The organism is Streptomyces sp. NPDC002306, from assembly GCF_053593435.1.
Window position 1 is genome coordinate 19,511 of sequence record NZ_JBSFCK010000021.1, and the last position, 24,848, is coordinate 44,358.

Below are 24,848 nucleotides of genomic sequence, written 5' to 3' on the forward strand. Positions count from 1 at the left end.
TGGCGAAGGGCCCCGCGGGACGGAGTCGCGGGGCCCTTCTTCCGTCAGCACCGACGTCAGGGCAGCGCCGGTGCCTGGGAGCGGCGCCGGGGGGTTGCGCCGCTTGTCCTCACCACCCTGGGGTGCCGTCGGCCGACGCCCCGGCGTACTCGGGGCGCGCGGATGGTCTCGACCTCTGGCGGTCGGGCGGTGCAGTGCCATGCAGTTGTCTGCGGTGGGACTGGGGCTTTTCCGCATCGTGCTGGATGGGCGCGGCCTCCGCAACCGTTTGACCCGGCATTGTGCGTTTTTGTGTTTCCCGCCGGTCGGCTCCGAGCGTCCCCGGAGCCGACCGTTCTCTTGGGGTGACCGGGCTGCTGTCCCCTGCCGTCCGGTCACTTCCCTGGAGCGAGGTCCCACGACGTACGGCACGATCCGCACGCCTCATCGCTCCAGCAAGCCACGCGTGGTCTTTCGGGCCCGCCCCTGGCTGGCACGGACACCGGGACCAACGAAGCGGCTCGCGAGGCGGTCACGCGCCGTACGGGTGAGAGCGGGCCCGAACTCAGATACGACCCCGGCACAGCTCCAGCAGCAGCATCGCGACGGACGTGCCGGGTTTGCCCAGCGCCTCCCGGTAGTGGCCGAGGACCTCCATCTCGCGCGAGAGGTTCACGCGCCGGCCGCCGGAGGTGATCCGCGCCTCCTGGATGACGGCGGAGACGGCCATCCGTTCCTGGACGAGACCGATGATCCGGTCGTCGAGGGCGTCGATGCGCTCACGGGCACCGGTGATCACGTCGGCGGCCTCGTCGGTGCGGGCGCCGGTCTTGTCGAGTACGTCGGCCATGGTGGGGCTCCTCGTCGGGTCGGGTGCGGTGAGGTGCCCCGGGGCGGCAGGACCCGGGAACGACAGGCGCCCCGGGCCTTGTCGGCCCGGGGCGCCTGGGAAGTCGCTCGTCAGTTGCTCAAGCGGCACGACCATGGCAGCCGGCGGGCCGGTCGCCATAGGTAAACAGGAAGGTCGCGTGCGTGAGCATGCGTCCAGTATGCACCGGGGACGGCACCCGTCCCAAGCCCCGCCCGTCACCGGTGGGCGAGGCCGGTCACGTCCGCCCCGGTAGAATCGGCGGCACAGACCCCCCGCCCAGCCGCCGGAAGGCAACCCGTGTCATCAGCGACTCCCGCTGCCGCCGCCCCCGACACCGTCCTGGTCGTCGACTTCGGCGCGCAGTACGCCCAGCTCATCGCCCGTCGCGTCCGTGAGGCCCGGGTCTACAGCGAGATCGTGCCGAGCACCATGCCGGTCGCGGAGATGCTCGCGAAGAACCCGGCGGCGATCATCCTCTCCGGCGGCCCCTCGTCCGTCTACGCGGAGGGCGCGCCCCGCCTCGACGGCGCGATCTTCGAGGCCGGCGTCCCCGTCTTCGGCATGTGCTACGGCTTCCAGCTGATGGCGACGGCCCTCGGCGGCACCGTCGACAACTCCGGCGCCCGCGAGTACGGCCGTACGCCCCTGCGGGTCAGCAAGCCCGGCTCGACCCTCTTCGAGGGCACCCCGGCCGAGCAGCCGGTGTGGATGTCGCACGGCGACGCCTGCTCCGCCGCCCCGGAGGGCTTCACCGTCACGGCCGCCACCGACGTCGTCCCGGTCGCCGCGTTCGAGAACGACGAGAAGAAGCTGTACGGCGTCCAGTACCACCCCGAGGTGATGCACTCCACGCACGGCCAGCAGGTGCTGGAGCACTTCCTCTACCGCGGTGCGGGCCTGACCCCCTCCTGGACCACCGGCAACGTGATCGAGGAGCAGGTCGCCGCGATCCGCGAGCAGGTCGGCGACCGGCGCGCCATCTGCGGGCTGTCCGGCGGCGTGGACTCCGCCGTGGCCGCCGCCCTGGTGCAGAAGGCCATCGGCGCCCAGCTGACCTGCGTGTACGTCGACCACGGTCTGATGCGCAAGGGTGAGACCGAGCAGGTCGAGAAGGACTTCGTGGCCGCCACCGGCGTCCAGCTGAAGGTCGTGGACGCGGAGGAGCGCTTCCTCACCGCGCTCAACGGGGTCAGTGACCCCGAGCAGAAGCGGAAGATCATCGGCCGCGAGTTCATCCGCGTCTTCGAGCAGGCCCAGGCCGAGATCATCGCGGACGAGGGCCCCGAGGTGGCCTTCCTGGTCCAGGGCACGCTCTACCCGGACGTCGTCGAGTCCGGCGGCGGCACCGGCACGGCGAACATCAAGTCCCACCACAACGTCGGCGGCCTCCCCGAGGACCTGGAGTTCCAGCTCATCGAGCCGCTCCGCAAGCTCTTCAAGGACGAGGTGCGGATGGTCGGCCAGGAGCTCGGGCTCCCGGAGGAGATCGTCCAGCGCCAGCCGTTCCCCGGTCCCGGCCTCGGCATCCGGATCGTCGGCGAGGTCACCAAGGAGCGCCTGGACCTGCTGCGCGAGGCCGACGCCATCGCCCGCGAGGAACTGACGGCGGCCGGTCTCGACCGTGAGATCTGGCAGTGCCCGGTGGTACTGCTCGCGGACGTCCGCAGCGTCGGCGTCCAGGGCGACGGCCGCACCTACGGCCACCCGATCGTCCTGCGCCCGGTCTCCTCCGAGGACGCGATGACCGCCGACTGGTCCCGCCTGCCGTACGAGGTGCTCGGGAAGATCTCGACCCGCATCACGAACGAGGTGCGGGACGTCAACCGGGTCGTCCTCGACGTGACCTCGAAGCCGCCGGGCACCATCGAGTGGGAGTAGTCCCGCCGGGGCGGCCCACGGGGGAGTTCCCCACGGGCCGCCACGCGGGGGTCAGGTCCGCTTGACGACCCGCACCGGTTTCCCGGGCTGCCAGATCTCGACGACCAGGTACGTGTCGTCCTCGACGTAGGTTCTGACGACCTCCGTCAGCTCGGTGCGGAAGAGGTGGAACGGCTGCGGCGGTTCCACCTCCTTCACGTACGCGGCCTTCGTGGCCGCGTCGTCCACCTCGACCGCCCGCCCGCTGATCCGCACGTCCCCGCCACCCATCCCGGTGCCGTGGCCGGGGTTCGCCTGGAGCGTGAAGCGCGGGTCGCGGCGCAGGTCGAGCGCTTTGACCGAGCCCGGCATCATGCCGAACCACAGCTCGCCCAGCAGGAAGCGCACCTCCAGGCCGCTGGTGCGCGGGGAGCCGTCCTTGCGCAGGGTCGCGAGGACGTGATGGGTGAAGGCGTCGAACCGCGCTTCGACGGTGCCGGCGAGATCGGGTTCGGCCGCGGAGAAATCTGCCCAGTTCATACGCCCCAGTCTTGCGCGGATACCGGACATCTTCTGTCAGGTATCGGAGGGGGCGGGGGTGGGATCGCGGCGGATGCGCACGAATTTCTGTTGCGTGCGTCATCTTTGCATAACATCCCTGTTCTCCTGCGCTGACCGGCGGTAACTTCCGCCCCGTAAAGCAACTCAGCGCTGGAGGATCTATGCACGGGCCCACTCCGCCCCTGCCCCTGCCCACGGACCAGCTCCAGTTCGCGATGCCGCCGATGCACGACTCGCTCGACGACGAGCGCAGGCACCGCAAGGAGCGGCTGGCGGGCGCGCTGCGGATCTTCGGGCGGCTCGGCTTCGAGGACGGCGTCTCGGGGCACATCACCGCACGCGACCCGGAGCTCAGTGACTGCTTCTGGGTCAACCCGTTCGGCATGCCGTTCAAGCACGTCACGGTGAGCGATCTGGTGCTGGCCAACGAGGACGGCCAGGTGATCGAGGGCCGCTACCACGTGAACCAGGCCGCGTTCACCGTGCACTCCCAGGTCCACGCCGCCCGCCCCGACGTCGTCGCCGTCGCCCACTGCCACTCGGTGCACGGCCGCGCCCTGTCGGCGCTCGGCGACCTCCTGGACCCGATCACCCAGGAGAGCTGCGCCTTCTACGAGGATCACGCCCTCTACGACGCCTACACCGGCGTCGCCGTCGACGCCGAGGAGGGCCGGCGCATCGCGAACGCGCTCGACTCGCGCAAGGCGCTCGTCCTGCGCAACCACGGCCTGCTGACCGTCGGCGACTCGGTGGACGCGGCGGCCTGGTGGTTCCTGTCGCTGGAGCGGTCCTGCCAGGTGCAGCTGATGGCGAAGGCGGCGGGCAGACCGATGCTCATCGACCACAAGATGGCCACGACGACCCGGGAGCAGCTGGGCGGCGACCTGGTGGCCTGGATCAACTACCAGCCGATGTGGCAGGACATCAGCCGCAGCGAACCGGACCTCCTGAGCTAGGAACCGCCCGACGGGCCCGGGAGGCCGGAACCTGGAGGCCCGGTTCCGGAATCCCGATGCCAGGTTCCGGAATCCGGATGCCAGGTCACGGCCGCCGGTTCCTGGAACCCGCTGAGTACCGCCGCCTTCGTCATCGCGAACTCCTCGTCCGTGAGGACGCCGTCCCGGTGCAGCTCGCCCAACTCCCGCAGCCGGCGCAGCAGCACGTCGTGGTGGTCGGCCCGAGACGGGACGACGGCCGGGCCGGAGTGGCGGGGGCGGTCGGCGTACGCGCGCCCGGTGCGGGCGGAGGGGTGCGGCAGCCGGGACGTGACCGCCGTCGCGACGAGCGCGGTGAGCAGGTCGCGTCGGGCGCCGCCCCACAGGTCCAGAGCGTACGGGTCCTTCTCGGGCGGCAGTTCGGCGAACGTCGTCCCGCGGGTGACGAAACGCAGGAAGCCGTCCTCGTGAGCGGAGTTGGGCAGCCACTCGACCTCGACCAGATCGCCGACGGCGATGATCCGCGGACCGGTGGCCCGCTTGACCCGGTCGGAGGTGTCGGACCAGTCGATCCGCACCTGGGTGCCGTCGAACGACACCGTGCCGTCGGAGGACCGCACCGAGACCGGAACCGGCGGACCGGGCAGCAGATAGGCCTCCGTCGGTTCGCTGGGGATCTGGTCGAGCAGCACCGCGTGCCGGATCTCCTCGGCCACGTACTCGGCGGCCCCGCAACCGTCGGCGTCCACCGTCAGCCGGTACGGATCCGCCGCGTCCGGCAGCCGGCCGCCCGTCGCCTGAAGCAGTGGATCGGCCCCCTCGCGCAGCCTCAGACGCAGCCGGCCGCGTTTGCGCTCCGGCTCGTAGGCGACGCCCGCGACCGCCTCCAGCGGTACGGCGACCTCCCCGTACGTCTGCCGGAAGAGCGGTACGGAGCGGTGGAGTCCCGGCGTGATCCGGACCGTCGTGCCGTCGAAGGCCCAGGTCCCGTCACGCTGGATGATCTCGGCCATACGGAAATTCTCGCAGCCGGGTCAACACGCCCGCCGCCCCGTCACCCGCCCTGACCAGACCTGCCGGACACACACGGTGTGCCGTAGGGCACAATTCGCTGTCGTCGCCCGGGAGTTGTTCGAGGGACGGCGGCGAAGTCCGGGCTCTGCGCAGAGCCGCCGGTTCGGTTGGTCGTGGTTGCGGGAAGGCAGGCGTCGGGCGTGGCGGTACAGGAGGCGAGACAGGGCGCGGAAACGGGCGCGCACGCGGGCGGCTGTACCTGCGGGGACTGCCCGCACGGGGCTCGTGAGGGACATCGGCGCGCGGTCGCCGCGTTCCTGCTGAAGCGGGACGGCTTCGCCGCCGGGCAGGGTCTGCCGGCGGCCGTGGCGCACTCGGTCTCGGCGTCCCGGCAGTGGGTCTCGGAGGAACTGGCGCAGTCCGCGGAGGCCGTCGCCGAACGGGGCCGCGCCGAGGGCATGGCGTGGCTCACCCGCCTGTGGCGCCGGACCGCTTTCACGGTCTGGGCGGCGGTCGTCGCGTTGCTGCTGGCGCAGTCGCTGACGGCGATCGGCGCGGGCTGGACGTCGGCCCGCACGGCCGGGCTGCTGGCGGCGGTGGTGGTGGCGGGAGCCCTGACCGCCGCGTCGTGGTTCCACCGGGCGCGCGGCGGAGCGCTGGCCCCCGTCATCGGCGACGACAACCGTCTGTCCACCTCGCGCGCCGTCGCCGTCGCCTGGGTGCTGTTCGTGGCCTACGCGGTGCTCGTGCTGGTCGGCCGGCTGGCCGCCGCCTCCCACCACGCCGAGCGCGACGCGCTGATCTCCGGGTTCGAACTCGCCCGCGGGGCCGGTGTCGTGACCGTGCTCGCGGTGGTGTGCGGGATCGCGGTCCTGGTGCGGCGGGTGGTCGGGCTGCGGGTGCTGGGACAGAAGCTCCAGAAGGTGCGCGCACACCGTCCCCGCGCGGCCGACCTGCTGACCGACGACGCCGGACGCGGCACCTTCGCCGACATCCAGTACGTCGTGATCAGCACGGTCGCCCTGCTGTTCGGCGCGGTACGCCTGGCCCGCCGCCCCGACCAGCTGCCCGATCTGCCCTGGGGCCTCGCCGTGGTGGTCCTGGTGTCTGCGGCGACCTACCTGGCCGGCAAGTACGCCGAGGGCGGCCGCCCGGTGATCCTCTCCGTCGTACGGGCCCGTGAGGCCGGCGACCTGGACGCCCCCATCCGTACCGGCGACGACATCGAGATCCGCGGCGCCGGTTTCGTACCGCTGGGCGCCCAGGACGCGGACCGGCTCTCCCGGATGGTCGTCCGCATCGGCCCGGTCCATGTCCACGTCCCCCTGGTCCCGGTCACCGGCGGCTTCAGCAACCCCACGGACGCCCTCCTGACCGTCCCCGTCCCCGCGGACGTGGAACCGGGCCGGGTGGAGGTCCAGGTCGTCACCGCCGCCGGGGTGGAGACCAACCGCTACGAGATCGATGTGACGGACTGACAGACCGACGCACCGGCAGCGACGCACCGGCACCGACGCGCGGGTGACACGTCGTCCGGGTGTGCCGCTGGGGTGGAAACCGGGAAAACGGCGGCGGCGAGGTTGAGCCGGACGCCTCTTTCGTACGTATGGTCTGTCGAGGGGCCATGTCACCGCGGCGAGAGGCGGCTACGAGCGATGACTCACGGCATTCGTACGGATACGCACACCTCCTATCTCGACGGCGGCGGAACCTGGCGGGACACCGCCGGCCGCTACGCCCTGCTCCCACTCCGGATCTTCCTCGGCGTCACCTTTCTCTACGCCGGCATCGACAAACTCATGGACAGCGCCTTCATGAAGAGCACGGGCGCGGGCTCGGTCGGCGACACGATGCGTGCCGTCCGCGACTCCTCGGCCATCCCGGCCCTGGTCGACCTGGCACTGAAGAGCCCGGTCGGCTTCGGCTACGCCATCGCCTTCGGTGAACTCGCCGTCGGCATCGGCACCCTGGTCGGCCTGCTGTCCCGGCTCGCCGCACTCGGCGGCGCGCTGATCTCCCTCAGCCTCTGGCTGACCGTCAGCTGGTCCACCGACCCCTACTACTTCGGCAACGACCTCCCTTACCTGATGGCCTGGCTGCCCCTGATCCTCGCGGGCGCCCCCGTGTTCTCCCTGGACGCCGCCCTGCGCGCCCGGCGGCGACGAGGCGGCGGGTATCTGTAGCCGACGGCTTCCGGTGCCCCGCCCGGTCAGACCGGAGCCTGCGGACGTGTCTCCCCGCTGAGGCTCCGGTTCCGGGCGCGGCGTCCCCGGACGCCCCTGGCCAGGATCCCTACGGCTCCCGCCAGGCAGTGGCCGCCCAGGACCAGCGGGACGAGCACGAACCACGGGGTGTCCCAGAGCCCGCCCGCGTCTCCCGCGTACAGGACACCCGCGACGATCAGACAGACCCCGGCGACCAGCCTCCCCGGCTGGAACTCATGACGCAGCACGGGACACCTCCACCTGTCCCACACCGACCTGGAGATCCAGGTCGAGCGTCCCGCCCCGCGCACCGGCCGAGGCCGGTGGCAAGGTCACCCGCTGGTGCTTGTCCGGTGCCACGTCCACGTCCTTCGCCTCGTCACCCGGCAACTGGATGTCGCCCACCCCGACCTCGGCGGACAGCTTCACGGTGACGTCCGGCGGCACGATCACGTGCAGCCGGCCCACCCCCACACCGGCCTCCGCGGACACCGTTCTGCCCTCGGCCAGGTCCAGCCGGGACAGGTCCAGCGTCCCGACGCCGTTCCCGAGGTCGTACTTCTGCCGCACGTCCGCCACCGTGGCGGGCCGCCATGTCGTGTGCGTCCACCGCGTGCCGATGTCCTTGGGGAGCACCGTCGCCCCCGCGAGCAGGGCGGCCGTGACGAACGCCAGGAGCACCGACCCGGCCCCCGTACGCCCCAGGCCCGAACTGACCGCGATGCCCACGCCGAACACGATGAGCGCCGCGGCCAGTCCCGCTTGCAGGCTGGTGCCGAGCGGATGCCCGTGCCAGGTCAGACCGGTGCCGAGGCCGCCCGCGACCAGGGCCAGCAGGAAGGTCCAGCCGCCGATCCAGCGAGGTCCGCGCGATGCGGTCCGCCGGGCCTGCGGGGTGCGTATGCCGTCCTGGGGGCGGCCGCCGTACGGACTACGGCTGATGTTGACGGCCGCCGCGATGTCCCGTTCCCGTGAGTCCCCGGGGCCCCACAGGTAGCCCGTGCCGCCGACATGCGTCCCGTCCTTGACGATCGGGTCGCGCCACCAGGACGGGTAGGCGCTGGGGACCGGCGGTGCCTGCGCCTCCGGCGGCGCGTCCGCCGCGGCCTGGGCGGCCAGCGGATCGGGGTCCGGGGCACCGCGCCGCCGCGACCAGTACCCCGCGCCCGCGAGGAGGAAGGAGAGAACGAAGGCGAAGGTCAGCACCCCGCCGTTGTTCAGCATCGACAGGAACACCCCGCAGCCGACCAGCGCGAACAGTACGGCGGCCAGTGCCTGGCCGTCGACCCGGCCGGTCAGGAGCTTGTGCACCTCGTTCTCGCTCTCGTCGTCGTACGGGACGAAGAGCCAGGCGAAGCCGTAGAAGATCAGACCTATGCCGCCGGTCGCGGCGAGGACCGCGAGGGTGATCCGGAAGATCACCGGATCCAGGTCGAAGTGCCGCCCGAGCCCGGAGCACACGCCCGCGAGCGACTTGAACCGCCGATCGCGCCGGAACCCGTGCGGCGTCCCGGGCGACCCGGTGCCTTCGGGCCCGTTCGTTCCCTCACCCGCCCCCGCCCGCCCGTGCGCGCGCGGTTCCCCACCCGCACCCGCGGCGGCCGCGTCGGCGGGCGCGCCGGACGAGGGGTTCTCGTCGGGCACGGCGTCCGCGGCGTGCTGGTGATCAGTCATGGGTCCATGGTGACGGGCGAGCCGCCGTCGCGGCAGCCGGGATGACCCTGGCCCGACCCTGATATCCGCCCCGAGCCCGGACCGGGAAGCGTTCGACGAGGTCGCTGAGATCAGGGGAGTCTCGGGGCTCCACCCTGATGCCCCGGTCCGCCGGTCCGTGTGACCATCGGTGGCATGCCGGAAGCCGCAGCAGCGCCACTCGTCGAGCCGCGGCCCCCGCGCAAGCTCTACCGCAGCAGCGACGGACGCTGGCTGGGTGGCGTGGCGCGGGGGCTCGCCGGGCACCTCGGGCTGCCCGTGATCTGGGTGCGGCTGGTCTTCGTCGGCCTGTTCATGGCGAACGGTCTCGGCGCGCTGCTCTACGCCGCGTTCTGGTTCTTCGTCCCGCTCGGCGTGGGCGGTGTGGGCGACCAGAAGCCCCCGTCCCTCGTCGGCGCCGAGACCTCGCCCGACGGCCGGCGCCGGCTCATCGCCCGCAAGCCGGACAAGGGGCAGATCGTCGCCCTGCTGCTCATGGTCGCCGTGGCCATGGTCTTCGTCAGCAGTGTGAACCTGGGCAGCGGCGCCAAGGCGTACCTCCTGCCGGCCGTCCTGGTCGGCGCGGGCGTCGCCCTCGTCTGGCGGCAGGCGGACAACGCCCGCCGGGCCCGCTGGGTCGAGGTCGGGCGGCGCCGGCGCACGCTGTCCCTGCTGCGTGCCGTGGGCGGCGTGCTGCTGGTCACCGCGGGCGTCTCCGGCATCTTCGTGCTCCAGGGCTCCGCCGCCCACCTCGGCTCGGTGCTCCAGGCGGCCCTGGCCGTCCTCGTCGGCATCACGCTGCTCGCCGGTCCCTATCTCGTCCGGATGACCCAGGACCTCTCCGAGGAGCGTCTGATGCGCATCCGCGCCCAGGAGCGCGCGGAGGTCGCCGCACACGTGCACGACTCGGTCCTGCACACCCTGACCCTGATCCAGCGCAACGCGGAGAACGCGAACGAGGTGCGCAGACTCGCCCGCGCCCAGGAACGCGACCTGCGGACCTGGCTCTACAAGCCCGAGGGCACCGGCAAGGACGAGGCCGACGAGCCGACCACCCTCGCCGACGCGGTGCGGCGCAACGCAGCCGAGGTCGAGGACAAGCACGGCGTCCCCATCGAGGTCGTGGTCGTCGGCGACTGCGCGCTCGACGAGCGCACCGGCGCACAGATGCAGGCCGCGAGGGAAGCAATGGTGAACGCCGCCAAGTACGGTGGCGAGGGCGGCGCCGTACAGGTCTACGCCGAGGTCGAGGGAAAGACGGTCTTCGTGTCCGTCCGGGACCGCGGTCCCGGCTTCGACCTCGACTCGATACCCGCCGACCGGATGGGCGTCAGGGAATCGATCATCGGCCGCATGGAGCGGCACGGCGGCACGGCCCGGCTGAGGGCGGTGCCGGACGGCGGCACGGAGGTCGAGCTGGAGATGGAGAGGGTGGAGAAGACGTCATGAGCGATCCGACCGAGGCGACCGGTACGGCGGGGGCGGAGCAGACGGCTGGGCGCCACGTGCGCGTGGTCCTCGTCGACGACCACCGCATGTTCCGCACAGGCGTACAGGCCGAGATCGGACGGACCGACGAGACCGGTGTCGAGGTGGTCGGGGAGGCCGCCGACGTCGACCAGGCCGTCACGGTCATCACCGCGACCCGGCCCGAGGTGGTCCTGCTCGACGTCCACCTCCCGGGCGGCGGCGGCGTCGAAGTGCTGCGCCGCTGCGCTCCGTTGATGGCCGACGCCGAGCAGCCCGTCCGCTTCCTCGCCCTGTCCGTCTCGGACGCGGCGGAGGACGTGATCGGGGTGATCCGTGGCGGCGCGCGGGGATACGTGACGAAGACGATCACCGGCACGGACCTGGTCGACTCCGTCTTCCGGGTCCAGGAGGGCGACGCGGTCTTCTCCCCGCGGCTGGCCGGGTTCGTCCTCGACGCCTTCGCCTCGACCGACGCCCCGCCGGTCGACGAGGATCTCGACCGCCTCACCCAGCGCGAGCGCGAGGTGCTGCGGCTGATCGCCCGCGGTTACGCCTACAAGGAGATCGCCAAGCAGCTCTTCATCTCGGTGAAGACGGTCGAGTCCCATGTCTCGGCGGTGCTGCGCAAGCTCCAGCTCTCCAACCGGCACGAGCTGACCCGGTGGGCGACGGCGCGACGACTGGTGTGAGCGGCGGGCGCCGGCGTCGCGGCCGCCGCCTCTAGAGGTGCTCCGCGACCGGTACCCGCCCCAGCACCCGCAGCGCCCACCGGTAGTGCCGTACGGCCTTCACCACGCCGATCAGGCCCGTCAGCCACAGGATCGTGCCGATGCCCAGGCCGAGGGCGACCTCGCTGTGGGCGGTGCGGCCCGGTGTCGGGCCCGCCGTGGCCGCGAGGGACGCCCACAGGCCGGTCGCGCAGACCGTGAGGGACGACAGCAGCCAGAAGAGGCTGAGGCCGGGGGAGCGTAGACGGGCGTCCGTCGCCTGATGGCGGTCCAGAGCGAGCCAGGCGTCCAGGAGCCGGCGTATCTGGCCGTCCTGGCGGACGGCGAGGACGACGGCGATGACCGGCGGGGTGAGAGCCGCCAGGCCGAGGAGCAGGAAGACGGGTCCGAGGAGGAGCCCCGTCGGGTCCTGCTCCTCGAACTGCTGGAGCGGCAGCACCAGCAGCGACCAGCCGATGATCGCCGCGAGCGCCAGCAGCCACAGCAGCAGCACCCGGTGTACCCCGAGGCTGTGCCGCCTCAGCTCCTCCAGCACCCGCCCCCGGTCGGCCAGCAGCGCTCCCCGGTCCTGCCAGGTCCGTACGTGCGGAGGCGGCGGGGGCGGCGGCAGCGTGGACGAGGACATCGGCACCCTCTCGGACGGCGCCGGGACGGCGACGGATCGGCGGACTGCGGACGGGGAGGCACTGCCACCCCGCTCGTCGACGCTACCGTGCCGCCGCGCTCAAGCCCGTCCCGGCGCCACCCCGCCCGGCCTCATCAGGCCATCCACGAGCGGCTCTTGACCCCCTCCACCCTCTTCGGACTTCCCGTCCACCAGGCACCCGGCACTAGGCGTTCAGCATTCGGTACGCGTCGCACCCGTCGTGGTCACGTCACACGACCCGGGTGGCCCCCGCGAACGGCATCTGGTCGATGGGCGCCAGCCGTACCGGCGCCGAGGGGTTCGGGGCGTGGATCATCTGTCCGTCGCCGACGTAGATCCCGACGTGGGTGATGCCCGAGTAGAAGAACACCAGGTCGCCCGGGAGCAGTTCGGAGCGGGAGACCCGGCGGCCCGCGTCGATCTGCGCGTACGTCGTGCGGGGCAGGGAGAGGCCGGCGGCGCGGTACGCGGCCTGGGCGAGGCCCGAGCAGTCGAAGGCGTCCGGTCCGGTGGCGCCCCACACATAGGGGCTGCCGAGTTTCGAGTAGGCGTAGGAGACGGCGTCCGCCGCGCGGGAGGTGGGCGCGGAGGTCCTGGCCGCCGTGGCCGTCGTGCTCCCGGGTGCCGCGAGGCTGTCCCGCCCGGTCGTCGACGCGCGCGAGGCCCGGCCGGTGCCGCTCGCCGTCGCCAGGTTCGCGCGGTCCGCGGCCGACAGCCGCGACAGCAGCCGCCGTGCCTCGTCCAGTTTCCCGGTGATCGTCTCCTTGTTCCGCCGCAGCTCCGCCTGCCGTGACCTGAGAGAGGTCAGTTCGACGCGTGCGGCGCCGCGTAACTGCTCGATCTCCCGTAGCTGCTTGCGGACGCGCGCGACGGCGCCCGCCTGCCGGTCACCGGCCCGTTCGGCGAAGGCGGCTCCGTCGAGATACCGGTCGGGGTCGTCGGAGAGCGCGAGCCGCAGGGCGGGGTCGATGCCGCCGTCGCGGTACTGGGCGGCGGCGAGAGATCCCAGCGCGTCCCGTGCCGAGTTGAGCCGGTCCTCCCGGCGGGCCGCCTCGTCCCGCAGCGTTCCCAGCCGCTTCTCGGCAGCCTGTGCCTTCTCCTGCGCGCCGTTGTACTTCTCGGTGGCCGCCTCGGCTTCCTGGTACAACTTGTCCACCTTGGCCTTGACCTGCGCCGGTGTCAGATTCGGTGCGGCCTGACCGGTTCCGTCGAACGCCGTCGCGGTCGCCGCGCCCGCGAGGGCGAGGGTGGCGGCGGTACGGGCCGTATTGCCGCTGAGCGAGCGCCGGCGGGGCTTGCGGTGCGCTGCCACGTGGACTTGCACGTCCTTTCGTACGACCGCCTCTTCCGTGTGACCGCCCGGCGGACGCACGGCCGCCAGGGGAGCGGACGCGCGGCCACCGGAAGGCGGTCCACGCGTCCGGCGACGGCCCGCACAGGGGGAGCGAGCCGCCGCCGGACCTTCTCGGCGGTGGTGTCCGACTGCCGCCCCTGGCCCGGGCGGCGGTGGGGAGCCGGTCACCTGGGGCAGGACGCTAAACCCGTCTGTGTCGGTTGGGTAACAGCATGTGCGGAACTGGCGCCGGCGGATCGAACGGTGACCTCAAGTGGCTGCGGTCCCGGCGCGGAGCCGTCGACTTCACGCAGTGTGATGACCGATGTCGGGATTCCCGGACACGTTCGGGCGACGCGGTGCTATGGCGCATATATGCAGCCCGCCGTCGGGTGCGGCGGCCGGTGCCGGGCGGCGGGGGATCCCCTCGTCGGGCTCCGGCCTCATGACGGGATGAAGCCGGCCCCGCTGACCACGGCGAACGTCTTCATCGCGGTGCTGTGGCCGCGGCGCCGGCACGGACGGCCCCCGAGGCCGCCCGGACCGCCGCCACGGCCACCGCGAGCCAGACCGCCACGGCGATCCACAGCAGCACCTCCCCGACCGGCTTCAGCCACGGGACGCCGACGGCGGAGGCGACGGACAGCACCGCCGCCGCCGTCATCCCCATCGGGAACGCGGTAGACCACCGGAGCACGTCGTAGCGCAGCCTCGGCCGCCGCACCTCGGCCACCAGCAGGACGACGTACCAGCACAGGTCGAGCGCCAGCAGACCGACGGTCATGACGCGCAGGGCGCCACGGTCGTCGTCGTTCCACAGGTACAGGCGCGGCCCGTCGGCCGCGAGCAGTTGCGCCCCCGCCAGCGCCGAGATCGCGAGCGCCCCGCCGGCCACCCACTGGTCGCCGGCCCCCTCGACGGCCTGACGCGGGTCGAAGTGGGCCAGGGCCAGGCAGTAGAGCACCAGCCCGCACAGGAACAGGACCAGCGCCGCGTGCGCGAGCCAGGCCGTCGACAGGGCCCCGGCGAGGCCGGCGCAGAGCACCGCGAGCCCCTGCGTGGCCACGCAGCCGAGGAACACCGCCCCGGGCATACGGCGCTCCCAGTGCCGTAGGACGACGACGAGCAGCACCGGCCACAGCACCGCGGCGAGGGCCAGCAGCGCCTCGGCCGGCGTCCGCCACCCCGGCATCGAGAAGCGGGTGCCGAGGACGGCGCTCGCGGCGACCGAGGTGAGCGCGGCGGGCGTGCAGGCACAGCTCACCCAGTCCTCCCGCGCCCACAGCAGCTGGACGACGAAGCCCGCCGCCAGTGCCAGCCAGGCGGCGCAGGCGAGCACCAGGGTGATCCGGGACAGGACCTCGTACCCCGTCAGCCGGAGCGCGACCGACAGGATGCCGGTCGCCAGCACGGCGGCCCCGGCCGCCGGCTGACCGTGCGCCCACCAGGCGCGAAGAGGGGAGGTACGCGGCATGCGGCCGATGCTAAGGAGCGCCGCACGCCGCGCGAGCGGGGCACGCGCGCGGGCGCCCGGAAATACGCGCGGGCGCGGGCAGCCTCGTCAGGCGGGGCGCACCACGCTGTGGATCCCCGGCTCGCCGTCGTAGTAGATCGACTCCTCGCGGACGTACGCGCCGGGCTTGGGGGCGTGGATCATCATCCCGTCGCCGAGGTAGATACCCACATGGCTGACGTCGTCGTAGAAGAAGACCAGGTCACCGGGGCGGGCGGCGGAGAGGGGGACGGTGGTGCCGGCGTTCACCTGGTCGTAGGTGGTGCGCGGGAGGGTGACGCCGGCGGCCTTCCAGGCGGCCTGGGTGAGGCCGGAACAGTCGTAGGAGCCGGGTCCCGTCGCGCCCCAGACGTAGGGCTTGCCGATCTGGGCGCGGGCGAAGGCGAGCGCCTTGTCGGCCTGGGTGTCGTACGAGGAGCCGGAGGACGACGGCGAGGACGTGGACGGGGAGGACGTGGACGGGGAGGCGGGTGCGGACGAGTCCGCCTGCGGTCTCGTGCTCGCGCGCGAGGCCGCCGCCTGTCGCTTCGCGAGTTCCGCCGCCGCGCGCGTGGCCTCCGCCTGCTCGCGCTTCTCGATCTCGGCCAGCCGGGCCTTCTCCTGGGCCGTCAGCTTCGACAGCAGCACACGCGCGTCGGCGAGCTTCCGCTGGACGGCCGCCTTGGCCGTTCGCAGGTCGTCCTGCGAGTCGGTGAGCGTCCGCAGGCCCTCGGCGGCTTCCTGGCGCTTCTTCATCGTCGCGGACCGCTCGGTGACGTAGTCGTCGACCGCGCCCTTCTGGCGCGTGGTCAGACGGCTCATCAGCTGGGCCTGGTCGAAGTAGTCCTGCGGGGAGTCCGCGAGCAGGAAGGTCGCGGTGTCAGGTGCGCCGGCGCCGGTGCGGTACTGCGCGGCGGCGGCGGAGCCGAGCTCCTCGCGTGCCTCGTTGAGCGCCTGGGTGCGCTGGGCGACGTCGTCGAGGAGGGTGTCGACGCGCTTGCGCTGTTTGCCGGACCGCTCTTTGGCCGCGTTGTACTTCTCGGTCGCCGACTCCGCCTGGCGGTAAAGGTCGTCGACCTTCTTCTCGACCTCTTCGAGGCTCGGCCTGCCGTCGTCGGCCGAGGGGGTGGCGTCGGCCGTCTGGGAGAGCAGGGCGACGGAGGTGAGCGCCGCCGTGGCGAGGGCGGGGGTGCGTATGCCTGCTACGCGCGTAGCTGCTGGACGCGACTTGCGGTGCGACGCCAAGGGAGGCGACTCCTTCCACGTTCCGCCTACCGGGTTAGCTGTCGGGTTCGGGCGGATGGATCGGAAGGGTTGCCCTACGGCCGCTCCCCGATGGGAAGCCGGGCCGATTCACCCCGGGTCTCGGTTGGGTCCCCGGCTCCGGTCGCCGTGGCGGCGTACCGAACTCGGCGGAGGGCCGCGCGGCCCGGCGAGGTTCGCCGGAGGGGGTCGTGCGGCCTGCTGGGCACGCTAGCCAACGCGTGTGGCCTCTGTGAAGGTTGATGGGCGATATGCCCGATACATTTTCGTGACCTCAGGTCAGGAGTTGTTCATCTTGGTCGATCGGAGGACTTTTTGGTGATTTGGCCGTAGATGGGCAGATGGTGCTTCGGTCGCGCTGCCGGTGCGACTGCCCGATCGCGGTCGGTGCCGGGGTCGTTCCGTAAGGTGAAAAGGTGCCGGAAGGCCGATTACGGGGGGATGTTCTCAGGGCGGCGGCGGGTTGTCGGTGGGGCGCCCTAGACTCGGAGAGCGATGAGCAGCCTCTTTGACGACAGCTTCCTGGCGGATCTCCAGGCCCCCCGGGCCCATGGGGAGGAACCCCCGCCACCGCCCGAGGACGAGCACGTACCGGAGCCGGTTCCGGACGATCTGTTCGGCGGGAAGTTCGACGTGCCGCCGGACCGGGACGCCTACTATCGCGACGGCGCCCCACGCCCGGCGATCGACCCGGCCTCCCTGCTGGAGGGGCTGAACGAGAACCAGCGCGCGGCCGTGGTCCACTCCGGCGCCCCGCTGCTCATCGTGGCCGGCGCGGGATCCGGCAAGACCCGGGTGCTCACCCACCGCATCGCCCACCTGCTCGGCGAGCGGCACGTGCACCCGGGCCAGATCCTCGCGATCACCTTCACCAACAAGGCCGCGGGCGAGATGAAGGAGCGCGTCGAGCATCTCGTCGGCCCGCGCGCGAACGCGATGTGGGTGATGACCTTCCACAGCGCGTGCGTGCGCATCCTGCGCCGCGAGAGCAAGAGGCTCGGCTTCACGTCGTCTTTCTCGATCTACGACGCCGCCGACTCCAAGCGCCTGATGGCCCTGGTCTGCCGGGACCTGGACCTCGATCCCAAGCGCTTCCCGCCGAAGTCCTTCAGCGCCAAGATCTCCAACCTGAAGAACGAGCTGATCGACGAGGAGGACTTCGCCGCCCAGGCCACCGACGGCTTCGAGAAGACCCTCGCCCAGGCGTACGCGATGTACCAGTCGCGGTTGCGCGAGGCCAACGCGCTCGACTTCGACGACCTGATCATGACGACGGTCAATCTGCTGCGCGCGTTCCCGGACGTCGCCGAGCACTACCGCCGCCGCTTCCGGCACGTGCTCGTCGACGAGTACCAGGACACCAACCACGCCCAGTACGCCCTGGTGCGCGAGCTCGTCGGCACCGCCGAGCACCCCGTGGACGTACCGCCGGGCGAGTTCGACCTCCAGCCCGCCGAACTGTGCGTCGTGGGTGACGCGGACCAGTCGATCTACGCCTTCCGCGGCGCGACGATCCGCAACATCCTCCAGTTCGAGGAGGACTACCCGAACGCGACGACGATCCTGCTGGAGCAGAACTACCGCTCCACGCAGACGATCCTCTCCGCCGCCAACGCCGTCATCGAGCGCAACGAGTCCCGCCGCCCCAAGAACCTGTGGACCAACGCGGGCGCCGGCGCGAGCATCACCGGGTACGTCGCCGACACCGAGCACGACGAGGCGCAGTTCGTCGCCGACGAGATAGACCGTCTCACGGACGCGCGCCAGGCCAAGGCCGGCGACGTCGCCGTGTTCTACCGCACCAACGCCCAGTCCCGCGTCTTCGAAGAGATCTTCATCCGCGTCGGCCTGCCCTACAAGGTCGTCGGCGGCGTCCGCTTCTACGAGCGCAAGGAGGTCCGGGACGTCCTGGCCTACCTGCGCGTCCTGGCCAACCCGGAGGACTCGGTCCCGCTGCGCCGCATCCTCAACGTGCCCAAGCGCGGGATCGGCGAGCGCGCCGAGGCGATGATCGACGCCCTCTCCCAGCGCGAGAAGATCAGCTTTCCGCAGGCACTGCGACGCGTCGACGAGGCCTACGGCATGGCCGCGCGCTCCACGAACGCCGTGCAGCGCTTCAACGCGCTGATGGAGGATCTCCGTACGATCGTCGAGTCCGGCGCGGGCCCGGCGACGGTCCTGGAGGCCGTCCTCGAACGGACCGGATACCTGGCCGAGTTGCAGGCCTCCACCGACCCGCAGGACGAGACCCGTATCGAGAACCTCCAGGAGCTCGCCGCCGTCGCGCTGGAGTTCGAGCAGGAGTCCGGCGAGGGCGAGGCGACGGGCGGGCTGTCCGAATTCCTGGAGCGGGTCGCCCTGGTCGCCGACTCCGACCAGATCCCCGACGAGGAGGACGGCGACGGTGTCATCACGCTGATGACCCTGCACACCGCCAAGGGCCTGGAGTTCCCGGTCGTCTTCCTGACCGGCATGGAGGACGGCGTCTTCCCGCACATGCGCGCCCTCGGCCAGGCCAAGGAACTGGAGGAGGAGCGCCGCCTGGCGTACGTCGGGATCACCCGCGCGCGGGAGCGGCTCTACCTCACGCGGTCGGCGATGCGCAGCGCCTGGGGGCAGCCGTCGTACAACCCGCCCTCCCGGTTCCTGGAGGAGATCCCGCCGGCCCACCTGGAATGGAAGCGGACCGGTGCCACGGCGCCGGTGTCCTCAGGACCGGCCTCGGGGATCGCGTCGTCGCTGTCGTCGTCGCGCTCGCGTTCGTCGGCGTCGGGGGCGTCCGGCTTCGCCACGCGCAGGTCCGCGGAGAAGCCGGTGGTGGCCCTGGCCGTCGGCGACCGCGTCACGCACGACCAGTTCGGGCTCGGCACGGTCGTCGGGGTGAAGGGCACGGGCGGGAACGCCGAGGCGACGATCGACTTCGGGGACACCAAGCCGAAGCGGCTGCTGCTGCGGTACGCGCCGGTGGAGAAGCTCTAGCTCCGACGGCCACGAGATGAGCCCCCGGCACTGTGCCGGGGGCTTTGCCGGCTTTCCTGGGTACGTCTCATGCGCGCGACGCCTCGCGTGGAAGACGGGCGGGACGGTGAACGCGTTGCGTGGGAAACGGGCGGCGCGGGGGAACGTGTGGCGTGAGCGGGGTCTACGTCGGGTCGAGGCCGTGGCTGCGCAGCCAGGGGAGCGGGTCTATCGCCGAGCCGCCGCTGGGCCGGACCTCGAAGTGCAGGTGCGGACCGGTCGAGTTGCCGGAGTTCCCGGAGTACGCGATCGGGTCGCCGGCCTTCACCGTCGTACCGGAGGCGACGCGGTAGGTGGAGAGGTGGCAGTACCAGGTCTCCGTGCCGTCCATCGCCGTCACGATCATCATGTTGCCGTAGGCGCTGTTCCACTGCGTGCGGACGGTTCCGTCGGTCGCGGCCATCACCGTGGTGCCGTAGGAGACCGGGAAGTCGATGCCGGTGTGGACCGACATCCAGTTGACGCCGGCCTGGCCGAAGTAGGCGCTGAGGCCCTGCCGCTCGACGGGGAGGGCGTACTTGGGGCGCAGTCGCTCCTTGCGGGCCGCCGCCGCCGCTGCCTTCTTCTTCTCGGCCACCTGCTGGGCCTTGAGGTCGATGCGCTCCTGCGTACGGCTGGCGCGGTCCCTGAAGTCGTCGGCGCCGGCGGAGAGGCTTTCGAGCTGGGTGTCCAGCTTGTTGTTGGCGGCGGAGGGCTTCACCGCCTGCGCGTCCGAGGCCGACGCCGTCGTCTCCTTGCCGTCCTCCGTCATGGTGCCGACGGAGGCGGCCGCGATTCCGGCGACACCCATCACACACACCGAGGGCACCGCCACCGTCAGCAGCGCGGAACGCCTCGGGGGCGGACGGCGGCGGGAGCGGGACGCGGCGCGCGGGGCGGGGAGCGGGGCGATCTCCTCCTGGTCGTCGAGGAGCGGCGGCACGGCGGGGAGTTCGCCGGTGGAGGTCAGCTCGTCCGCTGCCTCGGCCGGTTCCTCGTCGGGGGCGGGTGACTCGTCGCCGTCGGTGTTCCACTGCGTGGCGTCGTACGCGCCGGTGTCGACGGCCTGCGTGCCCCATTCCCACTGCTGGGTCGGGTCGGCCGGGGCCTCGGACGGGTCGGCCTGCGCCCAGGTGTTCGCGTCCCACTCGCCGGAGGCGTCGGAGGCCGTGGTCTGCGGCGGGACGGCGGAGAGCTGCTGGTGTTCGGCGGACCAGGCGGTCGTCTCGTACGCGCCCGTGTCGTAGGCGGCGTGGTGCTGGGCCGCGTACGGGTCGTAGTTCAGGGTCTGGTGCGCGTCGGTCGCCCATTGGCCCGCGTCGTACGCGCCGGTCTCCTGACCGGTGCCGTGCCCCCCGCCGTGCCCGCCGTCGTACGCACCGGTGGCGTAGGCGGCGCCGGTGTCGTAAGAGGCGTGGTCGTGGGCGCCGAGGTCGTGGGGGTTGCCCGGGAGATCACCGAAGAGGGGGTCGGTCGCGAAGGCCGCGGTCGCGTGGGCACCGTTGTCGAAACCGCCGGTGCCGAAACCGTTCGCGTCGTAGCCGACGCCGTACGTGGTGAAGTCGCCGTACTGGGCTTCCTCGGTGCCGTACGGCGCGTAGTGCGCCGCGGCGGCGTCGGAAGCCGGAGCCGGGGTGGTCATGATCCCCGACGGGTGACGGTCGTTCACCAACTTCTCTTTCGCCTCGACAACAGGGGCTGCCAGAGCAGTGCGGCGACTGTACCCGGCGGTACGCGGGCACGACAATCTTCGGCAGGTTTCGTGCGCGCAGGAAACGGGCATTCGGCGGTGTTTCGGGGGACTGCGGGCACGACTTTGGCTTTGCGTTCGAGAGTTGTTCGAGTTCGAGGCGTCCTCAAGCCCCGCCGAGTCGACCGCGGCAAGTCACCGTCAGGGCGAAGTGCGCCCTATATCCCTTATCTCCGTCGACCCTCGCATATCTCCGTCGGCCCTCACGCCACGGTCGCGTCACCGGCGCGTGCGCCGGTGACGGCGCCGACGTCCGCCGCCGGTTGCAGCGCGGTGTCGAGCGCCTGCCGGATCCCGGTCGCGACCGCGGGATGCACGGGCAGCGCGAGATGTCCGATCCCGCTCACCCGCACGTTGTGCGCCAACAGGTCCGGGTGGTCGACGCAGGCGGCCTCCAGCGGGTCCATCACATGGTCGAGGTCGCTCCAGAAGCTGACGAACCGCGTACGGCAGCCGGGCGCGGGCAGGGCCAGCTCCTCGATGACCTCCGAGCCGGGGCGCATCTGGCGCACGATGGGGTGGGCGTTCGCCAGCGGCGCGACCCGGGTGCCGGAGTGCGGGGTGCCGAGCGTGACCAGGGTGCGCACGCGCAGGTCGCCGCCGAGCCGCTGCGCGTAGTAGCGCGCGATCAGGCCGCCGAGGCTGTGTCCGACGATGTCGACCTGCTCGCTGCCCGTGCGCGCGCAGATCTCCTCGATGTGCCGGCCGAGCAGCTCCGCGGCGGTGCGGATGTCACAGGTGAGCGGCGAGTAGTTGAGGGACGTCACCTGGTGACGGCCGTGCTGGGCGAGACTGCGGCGCAGCAGGACGAAGACGGAACGGTTGTCGATGAAACCGTGCAGCAGGACGACAGGGGGGTCGGACCGGGCCGGCAGCCGGGGGGTGTCCAGGGTGTCCGGGAGGTCCTGGGCCGCCGAGGCGTGCCGCTCCTGGGCGATGCCGGAGGGGTAGAGGAGGAGATGCCCCGCCAGGATCGCGATCTCCAGGGCGGTGGCCTTCAGCAGAGTGACGGAGAGCCCCGCCAGCCTGGTCGGCAGAAGCCATTGGCAGAGGGGCGGAAAGGGCGGCAGCGCCCGGGTGACCTTCATGGCCGACCTCCTGTCGGCACACCGAGGACGTCTCTGTCCCCCGTGTGCTCTCGTGGAAGTCGCTGAGGCTGTCGGTACGGGGTGCGCCGGGTGCGCTGTCGTTCCGTGCGGCTCGTGCTCTGTGGCTCTGAGGGCCGTGATCTCCGCGGCTCCGAGAGGGATGCTTCCCGCTCTCCGCGTGGTCTGCGCTCTCTGTGCTGCTGTGCGTGTTCCCGCTGCTGTGCGGGTTTCGTGGACCGTGCTTCGTGGTCCGTGGGTTCTGGTGTGCTTCTGTATGCCCGGCGTTCCTGTGTCGACTCGCCGCACCGCCACGGCGCGCGGCCTTGCGGCGCGGTGGCACGGCGACCTCGTGCGGCTCCCTTGCGCGGTTTCCCTCCCGGCCCTGGACCGCAGGAGCATGCGGCTCGTGGGCCGCGGAGACTCGGAAGGTGCGCGGCGAACGTGTCCCATCGTGTGATTTCCCCCTCGGTCGCCTCCGCGAAACTGCCGGTTGCGGGATGCTGGCGATAACGTTCGTTCACTTCCCCTGCGGTGCGGCCCGTGCGGTACTCGTCGGTAGGGATGAACGCATTCGCTTCATGGAGGCAGTGATGGGTGTGGCAGCCGGTCCGATCCGCGTCGTGGTGGCCAAGCCGGGGCTCGACGGTCATGACCGCGGGGCCAAGGTGATCGCGCGGGCTCTGCGCGACGCCGGCATGGAGGTCATCTACACCGGGCTCCACCAGACTCCGGACCAGATCGTCGACACCGCGATCCAGGAGGACGCCGACGCGATCGGGCTGTCCATCCTCTCCGGTGCCCACAACACGCTGTTCGGCGCGGTGATCGACCTGCTCAAGGAGCGGGACGCGGAGGACATCCTGGTCTTCGGCGGCGGGATCATCCCCGAGGCGGACATCCCGCCGCTGAAGGAGAAGGGCGTCGCGGAGATCTTCACGCCGGGCGCGACGACGACGTCGATCGTGGACTGGGTCCGGGCGAACGTACGCCAGCCCGCCGGCGCCTAGCCGCTGGGCTACGGCCGTTGGGTGTCGGGGCGGCGCGGGACGGCCGCCCCCAGCTCCTGCGCCATCGCCGCGCGCAGGCGCAACGTGGTGACCAGGCGCTGGAACGCCTCCGCCCAGTACCCCCCGGCTCCCGGTGACGCGTCCTCGGGCTCGTCGGGTATCGCCAGCAGGCCGTCCAGCCGGCTCGCCTCGGCCGGGTCGAGACAGCGCTCGGCCAGTCCCATCACCCCGCTGAAGCTCCACGGGTAGCTTCCGGCGTCCCGCGCGATGTTCAGCGCGTCGACCACCGCCCGGCCCAGCGGCTCCGCCCACGGCACCGCGCACACCCCGAGCAGCTGGAACGCCTCGGACAGCCCGTGCGCGGCGATGAACCCGGCGACCCACTCGGCCCGCTCATCCGCCGGCACCGTGGCCAGCAGCTTGGCCCGCTCGGCGAGGGACACCGCCCCCGGCCCGCCCGCCTCGGGAGCCGACGCCACCCCCAGCAGGGCGCGCGCCCACCCGGCGTCCCGTTGACGCACCGCCGCCCGGCACCAGGCCGCGTGCAGCTCGCCCTGCCAGTCGTCCGCCACCGGCAGTGCCACGATCTCCCGCGGGGACCGTCCGCCGAGCCGCGCGGACCAGGTGGCGAGCGGCGCGGCCTCCACCAGCTGGCCCAGCCACCAGGAACGTTCACCGCGGCCCGCCGGCGCCTTGGCCACGACGCCGTCGCGCTCCATGTCCGGGCCGCACTCGTGCGGCGCCTCCACCGTCAGCGTCGGCGCGGCCCGCATATGGTCCACGGCCACACACGCCCCGGCCCGCACCGCCATTCGCCCGGCCAGCGCCGAACCCGGCAGCGCCGACAGCAGCTCCGCCGCCGTCGCTCGCACGTTCCGGCTGCGGTCGGCCAGGGACTGCTCCAGGAAGGGCTCGTCCCGCGGACCGAGGCCCGTGCGCAGGGAGTCCAAGAACATCAGCCGGTCCTCCGCACGCTCCGTCGCCCACGTCGTCGCGAGCAGGTCCCGCGCCGCCGCGGGCTCGCGTGCCCGGATCGCCGACAGCAGGGCGACCCGCTCGGCGAACAGACCCTCCTCCCACAGCCGCCGGATCCTGTCGGCCTCCTCCGGGCCCGGCAGGTCCGCACCGCCGCCCGGGGCCGCCCGCAGGGCGAACCGCCAGTCCGGGTTCGACCGGGCCAGCCACAGGGCACGCGGACCCGCGAAGGCCAGCGCCGCCGGCCGCAGGTCCGTCCGGCCGCGAGCCGCGTCCAGCAGCGCGGGCAACGCCTGCGCAGGCGCGGCGAAGCCCCGGGAGTTCGCCACCGCCAGCCACTGCGGCAACAGCTCCATCAGGTCCGGTGCCGTACCTCTGCGGCCCGTACCGCCCGCGCCGGAACGGTCGGCCAGCAGCATCGTCAGTCTGCGGGCCGCCGGGTCGGGCAGGGCCGGACGCGGGTCGACGGGCGCGGGTTCCGGGCGCCGGGCCGCGCGGGCCGGCCGCAGCCCGGCCCGCCGCCGTACGGTCGCCACGGCGGCCGCGTCCAACAACGCCATCGGCGCCTCGCCGCCCCGGCCCGGCGCGGAGGCGGCGGGTGTACTGGGGGTACGGGGTGCGCGCCGGTCCGTGCCCAGCAGCGCGGTGGTGACCAGGTCCTCCCAGACACCCGGCGCGGGCGGGTCCATGGGAGCGGGCGTCCGGTTCATGCGGGTCCTTTCCGTGGCTGCTGGTCGTGCGTCCGGGGACGGAGGCCGGGCGTCGGGGACGGAGGCCGGGCGTCGGGGGCGGAGGCTGGGCGTCGGGGGCGGAGGCTGGGCGTCGGGGGATGGTGGTCGTGCGTCCGGGAGCACAGGCCGCGCGTCGGAGAATGGTGGCCGGGCGACTGGAGATGAGTTTCGGGCGTCCGCGGACAGATGCTGTGGGTCCGGAGTCCGGGATCGCGCGTTCGGTGCCGGTGGTCGTGCGGGCGCGGTCGGAGGCTG

Annotated in this window: 20 protein-coding genes and 1 riboswitch; of the genes, 8 read left to right on the top strand and 12 right to left on the bottom strand. The window is 72.3% G+C overall.

All coding sequences use genetic code 11. The features are described from left to right. Positions 1–544: 544 nt before the first annotated feature. Positions 545–895: a chorismate mutase gene (locus tag ACWCQK_RS29940; RefSeq protein ID WP_451160355.1), complete on the bottom strand. Its 351-nt coding sequence runs from the start codon at positions 893–895 to the stop codon at positions 545–547. A gap of 252 nt (positions 896–1,147) precedes the next feature. Here ACWCQK_RS29940 and guaA point away from each other — a divergent pair, with 252 nt between their 5' ends. Then, positions 1,148–2,728, top strand: a complete 1,581-nt coding sequence (gene guaA / locus ACWCQK_RS29945; RefSeq protein WP_451160191.1) for a glutamine-hydrolyzing GMP synthase — start codon at positions 1,148–1,150, stop codon at positions 2,726–2,728. A 51-nt stretch (positions 2,729–2,779) separates the two neighbouring features. Here guaA and ACWCQK_RS29950 read toward each other — a convergent pair whose 3' ends face one another. Further along, positions 2,780–3,247: a pyridoxamine 5'-phosphate oxidase family protein gene (locus ACWCQK_RS29950; protein WP_451160193.1), complete on the bottom strand. Its 468-nt coding sequence runs from the start codon at positions 3,245–3,247 to the stop codon at positions 2,780–2,782. Between the two features lie 182 nt (positions 3,248–3,429). Between ACWCQK_RS29950 and ACWCQK_RS29955 the strand changes: the two genes are divergently transcribed. Further along, positions 3,430–4,224: a class II aldolase/adducin family protein gene (locus ACWCQK_RS29955; RefSeq protein WP_451160195.1), complete on the top strand. Its 795-nt coding sequence runs from the start codon at positions 3,430–3,432 to the stop codon at positions 4,222–4,224. Here the strand turns inward: ACWCQK_RS29955 and ACWCQK_RS29960 are convergent. After that, on the bottom strand, positions 4,221–5,216 hold the full coding sequence (locus tag ACWCQK_RS29960; protein WP_451160197.1) for a DUF4429 domain-containing protein: 996 nt from the start codon (positions 5,214–5,216) through the stop codon (positions 4,221–4,223). The genes ACWCQK_RS29955 and ACWCQK_RS29960 overlap by 4 nt on opposite strands. A gap of 201 nt (positions 5,217–5,417) precedes the next feature. Between ACWCQK_RS29960 and ACWCQK_RS29965 the strand changes: the two genes are divergently transcribed. Both ACWCQK_RS29965 and ACWCQK_RS29970 read left to right on the top strand, forming a co-directional pair. Continuing rightward, a complete protein-coding gene (locus ACWCQK_RS29965) occupies positions 5,418–6,695 on the top strand; it encodes a hypothetical protein (RefSeq protein WP_451160199.1) in 1,278 nt (425 codons plus the stop codon). Between the two features lie 177 nt (positions 6,696–6,872). After that, on the top strand, positions 6,873–7,400 hold the full coding sequence (locus ACWCQK_RS29970) for a DoxX family protein (RefSeq protein ID WP_451160201.1): 528 nt from the start codon (positions 6,873–6,875) through the stop codon (positions 7,398–7,400). Between the two features lie 26 nt (positions 7,401–7,426). On the opposite strand, the gene ACWCQK_RS29975 is transcribed toward ACWCQK_RS29970, so the two are convergent. Continuing rightward, positions 7,427–7,669, bottom strand: a complete 243-nt coding sequence (locus ACWCQK_RS29975) for a hypothetical protein (protein WP_451160203.1) — start codon at positions 7,667–7,669, stop codon at positions 7,427–7,429. Then, complete coding sequence (locus tag ACWCQK_RS29980; RefSeq protein WP_451160205.1) at positions 7,656–9,095, bottom strand: PspC domain-containing protein; 1,440 nt, start codon at positions 9,093–9,095, stop codon at positions 7,656–7,658. Before ACWCQK_RS29980 ends, ACWCQK_RS29975 begins: the two co-directional genes overlap by 14 nt. A 174-nt stretch (positions 9,096–9,269) precedes the next feature. On the opposite strand from ACWCQK_RS29980, the gene ACWCQK_RS29985 reads away from it, so the two are divergent. Continuing rightward, the gene (locus ACWCQK_RS29985) at positions 9,270–10,562 is read left to right on the top strand and encodes an ATP-binding protein (RefSeq protein ID WP_451160207.1); all 1,293 of its coding nucleotides are present in this window, start codon (positions 9,270–9,272) and stop codon (positions 10,560–10,562) included. Next, positions 10,559–11,272: a LuxR C-terminal-related transcriptional regulator gene (locus tag ACWCQK_RS29990; protein ID WP_451160209.1), complete on the top strand. Its 714-nt coding sequence runs from the start codon at positions 10,559–10,561 to the stop codon at positions 11,270–11,272. Before ACWCQK_RS29985 ends, ACWCQK_RS29990 begins: the two co-directional genes overlap by 4 nt. A 31-nt stretch (positions 11,273–11,303) precedes the next feature. Here ACWCQK_RS29990 and ACWCQK_RS29995 read toward each other — a convergent pair whose 3' ends face one another. The 4 genes from ACWCQK_RS29995 to ACWCQK_RS30010 all read right to left on the bottom strand — a co-directional run bounded on the left by ACWCQK_RS29995 (position 11,304) and on the right by ACWCQK_RS30010 (position 16,027). After that, positions 11,304–11,936 carry a hypothetical protein gene (locus ACWCQK_RS29995; RefSeq protein WP_451160211.1) on the bottom strand — a complete coding sequence of 211 codons (633 nt, stop codon included), beginning with the start codon at positions 11,934–11,936 and terminating at the stop codon, positions 11,304–11,306. 250 nt (positions 11,937–12,186) lie between these two features. Next, positions 12,187–13,269: an NlpC/P60 family protein gene (locus ACWCQK_RS30000; protein WP_451160213.1), complete on the bottom strand. Its 1,083-nt coding sequence runs from the start codon at positions 13,267–13,269 to the stop codon at positions 12,187–12,189. Between the two features lie 508 nt (positions 13,270–13,777). Then, complete coding sequence (locus ACWCQK_RS30005) at positions 13,778–14,764, bottom strand: tellurite resistance/C4-dicarboxylate transporter family protein (protein WP_451160215.1); 987 nt, start codon at positions 14,762–14,764, stop codon at positions 13,778–13,780. An 87-nt stretch (positions 14,765–14,851) separates the two neighbouring features. After that, on the bottom strand, positions 14,852–16,027 hold the full coding sequence (locus ACWCQK_RS30010; protein ID WP_451160217.1) for an NlpC/P60 family protein: 1,176 nt from the start codon (positions 16,025–16,027) through the stop codon (positions 14,852–14,854). Between the two features lie 8 nt (positions 16,028–16,035). Continuing rightward, a riboswitch (cyclic di-AMP (ydaO/yuaA leader) is annotated at positions 16,036–16,193 on the bottom strand. 347 nt (positions 16,194–16,540) lie between these two features. Between ACWCQK_RS30010 and pcrA the strand changes: the two genes are divergently transcribed. Further along, positions 16,541–19,024 carry a DNA helicase PcrA gene (pcrA, locus tag ACWCQK_RS30015; protein ID WP_451160219.1) on the top strand — a complete coding sequence of 828 codons (2,484 nt, stop codon included), beginning with the start codon at positions 16,541–16,543 and terminating at the stop codon, positions 19,022–19,024. Between the two features lie 163 nt (positions 19,025–19,187). Here the strand turns inward: pcrA and ACWCQK_RS30020 are convergent, their stop codons facing one another. Continuing rightward, positions 19,188–20,825: a M23 family metallopeptidase gene (locus ACWCQK_RS30020; protein ID WP_451160221.1), complete on the bottom strand. Its 1,638-nt coding sequence runs from the start codon at positions 20,823–20,825 to the stop codon at positions 19,188–19,190. Between the two features lie 170 nt (positions 20,826–20,995). Continuing rightward, positions 20,996–21,880, bottom strand: a complete 885-nt coding sequence (locus tag ACWCQK_RS30025; RefSeq protein ID WP_451160223.1) for an esterase/lipase family protein — start codon at positions 21,878–21,880, stop codon at positions 20,996–20,998. A 590-nt stretch (positions 21,881–22,470) separates the two neighbouring features. Between ACWCQK_RS30025 and ACWCQK_RS30030 the strand changes: the two genes are divergently transcribed. Further along, on the top strand, positions 22,471–22,887 hold the full coding sequence (locus tag ACWCQK_RS30030) for a cobalamin B12-binding domain-containing protein (RefSeq protein WP_451160225.1): 417 nt from the start codon (positions 22,471–22,473) through the stop codon (positions 22,885–22,887). Positions 22,888–22,895: 8 nt separating this feature from the next. On the opposite strand, the gene ACWCQK_RS30035 is transcribed toward ACWCQK_RS30030, so the two are convergent. Next, on the bottom strand, positions 22,896–24,572 hold the full coding sequence (locus tag ACWCQK_RS30035) for a DUF5691 domain-containing protein (RefSeq protein ID WP_451160227.1): 1,677 nt from the start codon (positions 24,570–24,572) through the stop codon (positions 22,896–22,898). Between the last annotated feature and the right edge of the window lie 276 nt (positions 24,573–24,848).

Coding starts and splice junctions, on each gene's coding strand:
- ACWCQK_RS29950 (WP_451160193.1), bottom strand. CDS start 3,247: ATGAACTGGGCAGATTTCTCCGCGGCCGAACCCGATCTCGCCGGCACC.
- ACWCQK_RS29995 (WP_451160211.1), bottom strand. CDS start 11,936: ATGTCCTCGTCCACGCTGCCGCCGCCCCCGCCGCCTCCGCACGTACGG.
- ACWCQK_RS30005 (WP_451160215.1), bottom strand. CDS start 14,764: ATGCCGCGTACCTCCCCTCTTCGCGCCTGGTGGGCGCACGGTCAGCCG.
- ACWCQK_RS29990 (WP_451160209.1), top strand. CDS start 10,559: ATGAGCGATCCGACCGAGGCGACCGGTACGGCGGGGGCGGAGCAGACG.
- ACWCQK_RS29955 (WP_451160195.1), top strand. CDS start 3,430: ATGCACGGGCCCACTCCGCCCCTGCCCCTGCCCACGGACCAGCTCCAG.
- ACWCQK_RS30025 (WP_451160223.1), bottom strand. CDS start 21,880: ATGAAGGTCACCCGGGCGCTGCCGCCCTTTCCGCCCCTCTGCCAATGG.
- ACWCQK_RS29960 (WP_451160197.1), bottom strand. CDS start 5,216: ATGGCCGAGATCATCCAGCGTGACGGGACCTGGGCCTTCGACGGCACG.
- ACWCQK_RS29980 (WP_451160205.1), bottom strand. CDS start 9,095: ATGACTGATCACCAGCACGCCGCGGACGCCGTGCCCGACGAGAACCCC.
- ACWCQK_RS29970 (WP_451160201.1), top strand. CDS start 6,873: ATGACTCACGGCATTCGTACGGATACGCACACCTCCTATCTCGACGGC.
- ACWCQK_RS30020 (WP_451160221.1), bottom strand. CDS start 20,825: ATGCCCGTTTCCTGCGCGCACGAAACCTGCCGAAGATTGTCGTGCCCG.
- ACWCQK_RS29985 (WP_451160207.1), top strand. CDS start 9,270: ATGCCGGAAGCCGCAGCAGCGCCACTCGTCGAGCCGCGGCCCCCGCGC.
- ACWCQK_RS30030 (WP_451160225.1), top strand. CDS start 22,471: ATGGGTGTGGCAGCCGGTCCGATCCGCGTCGTGGTGGCCAAGCCGGGG.
- ACWCQK_RS30035 (WP_451160227.1), bottom strand. CDS start 24,572: ATGAACCGGACGCCCGCTCCCATGGACCCGCCCGCGCCGGGTGTCTGG.
- pcrA (WP_451160219.1), top strand. CDS start 16,541: ATGAGCAGCCTCTTTGACGACAGCTTCCTGGCGGATCTCCAGGCCCCC.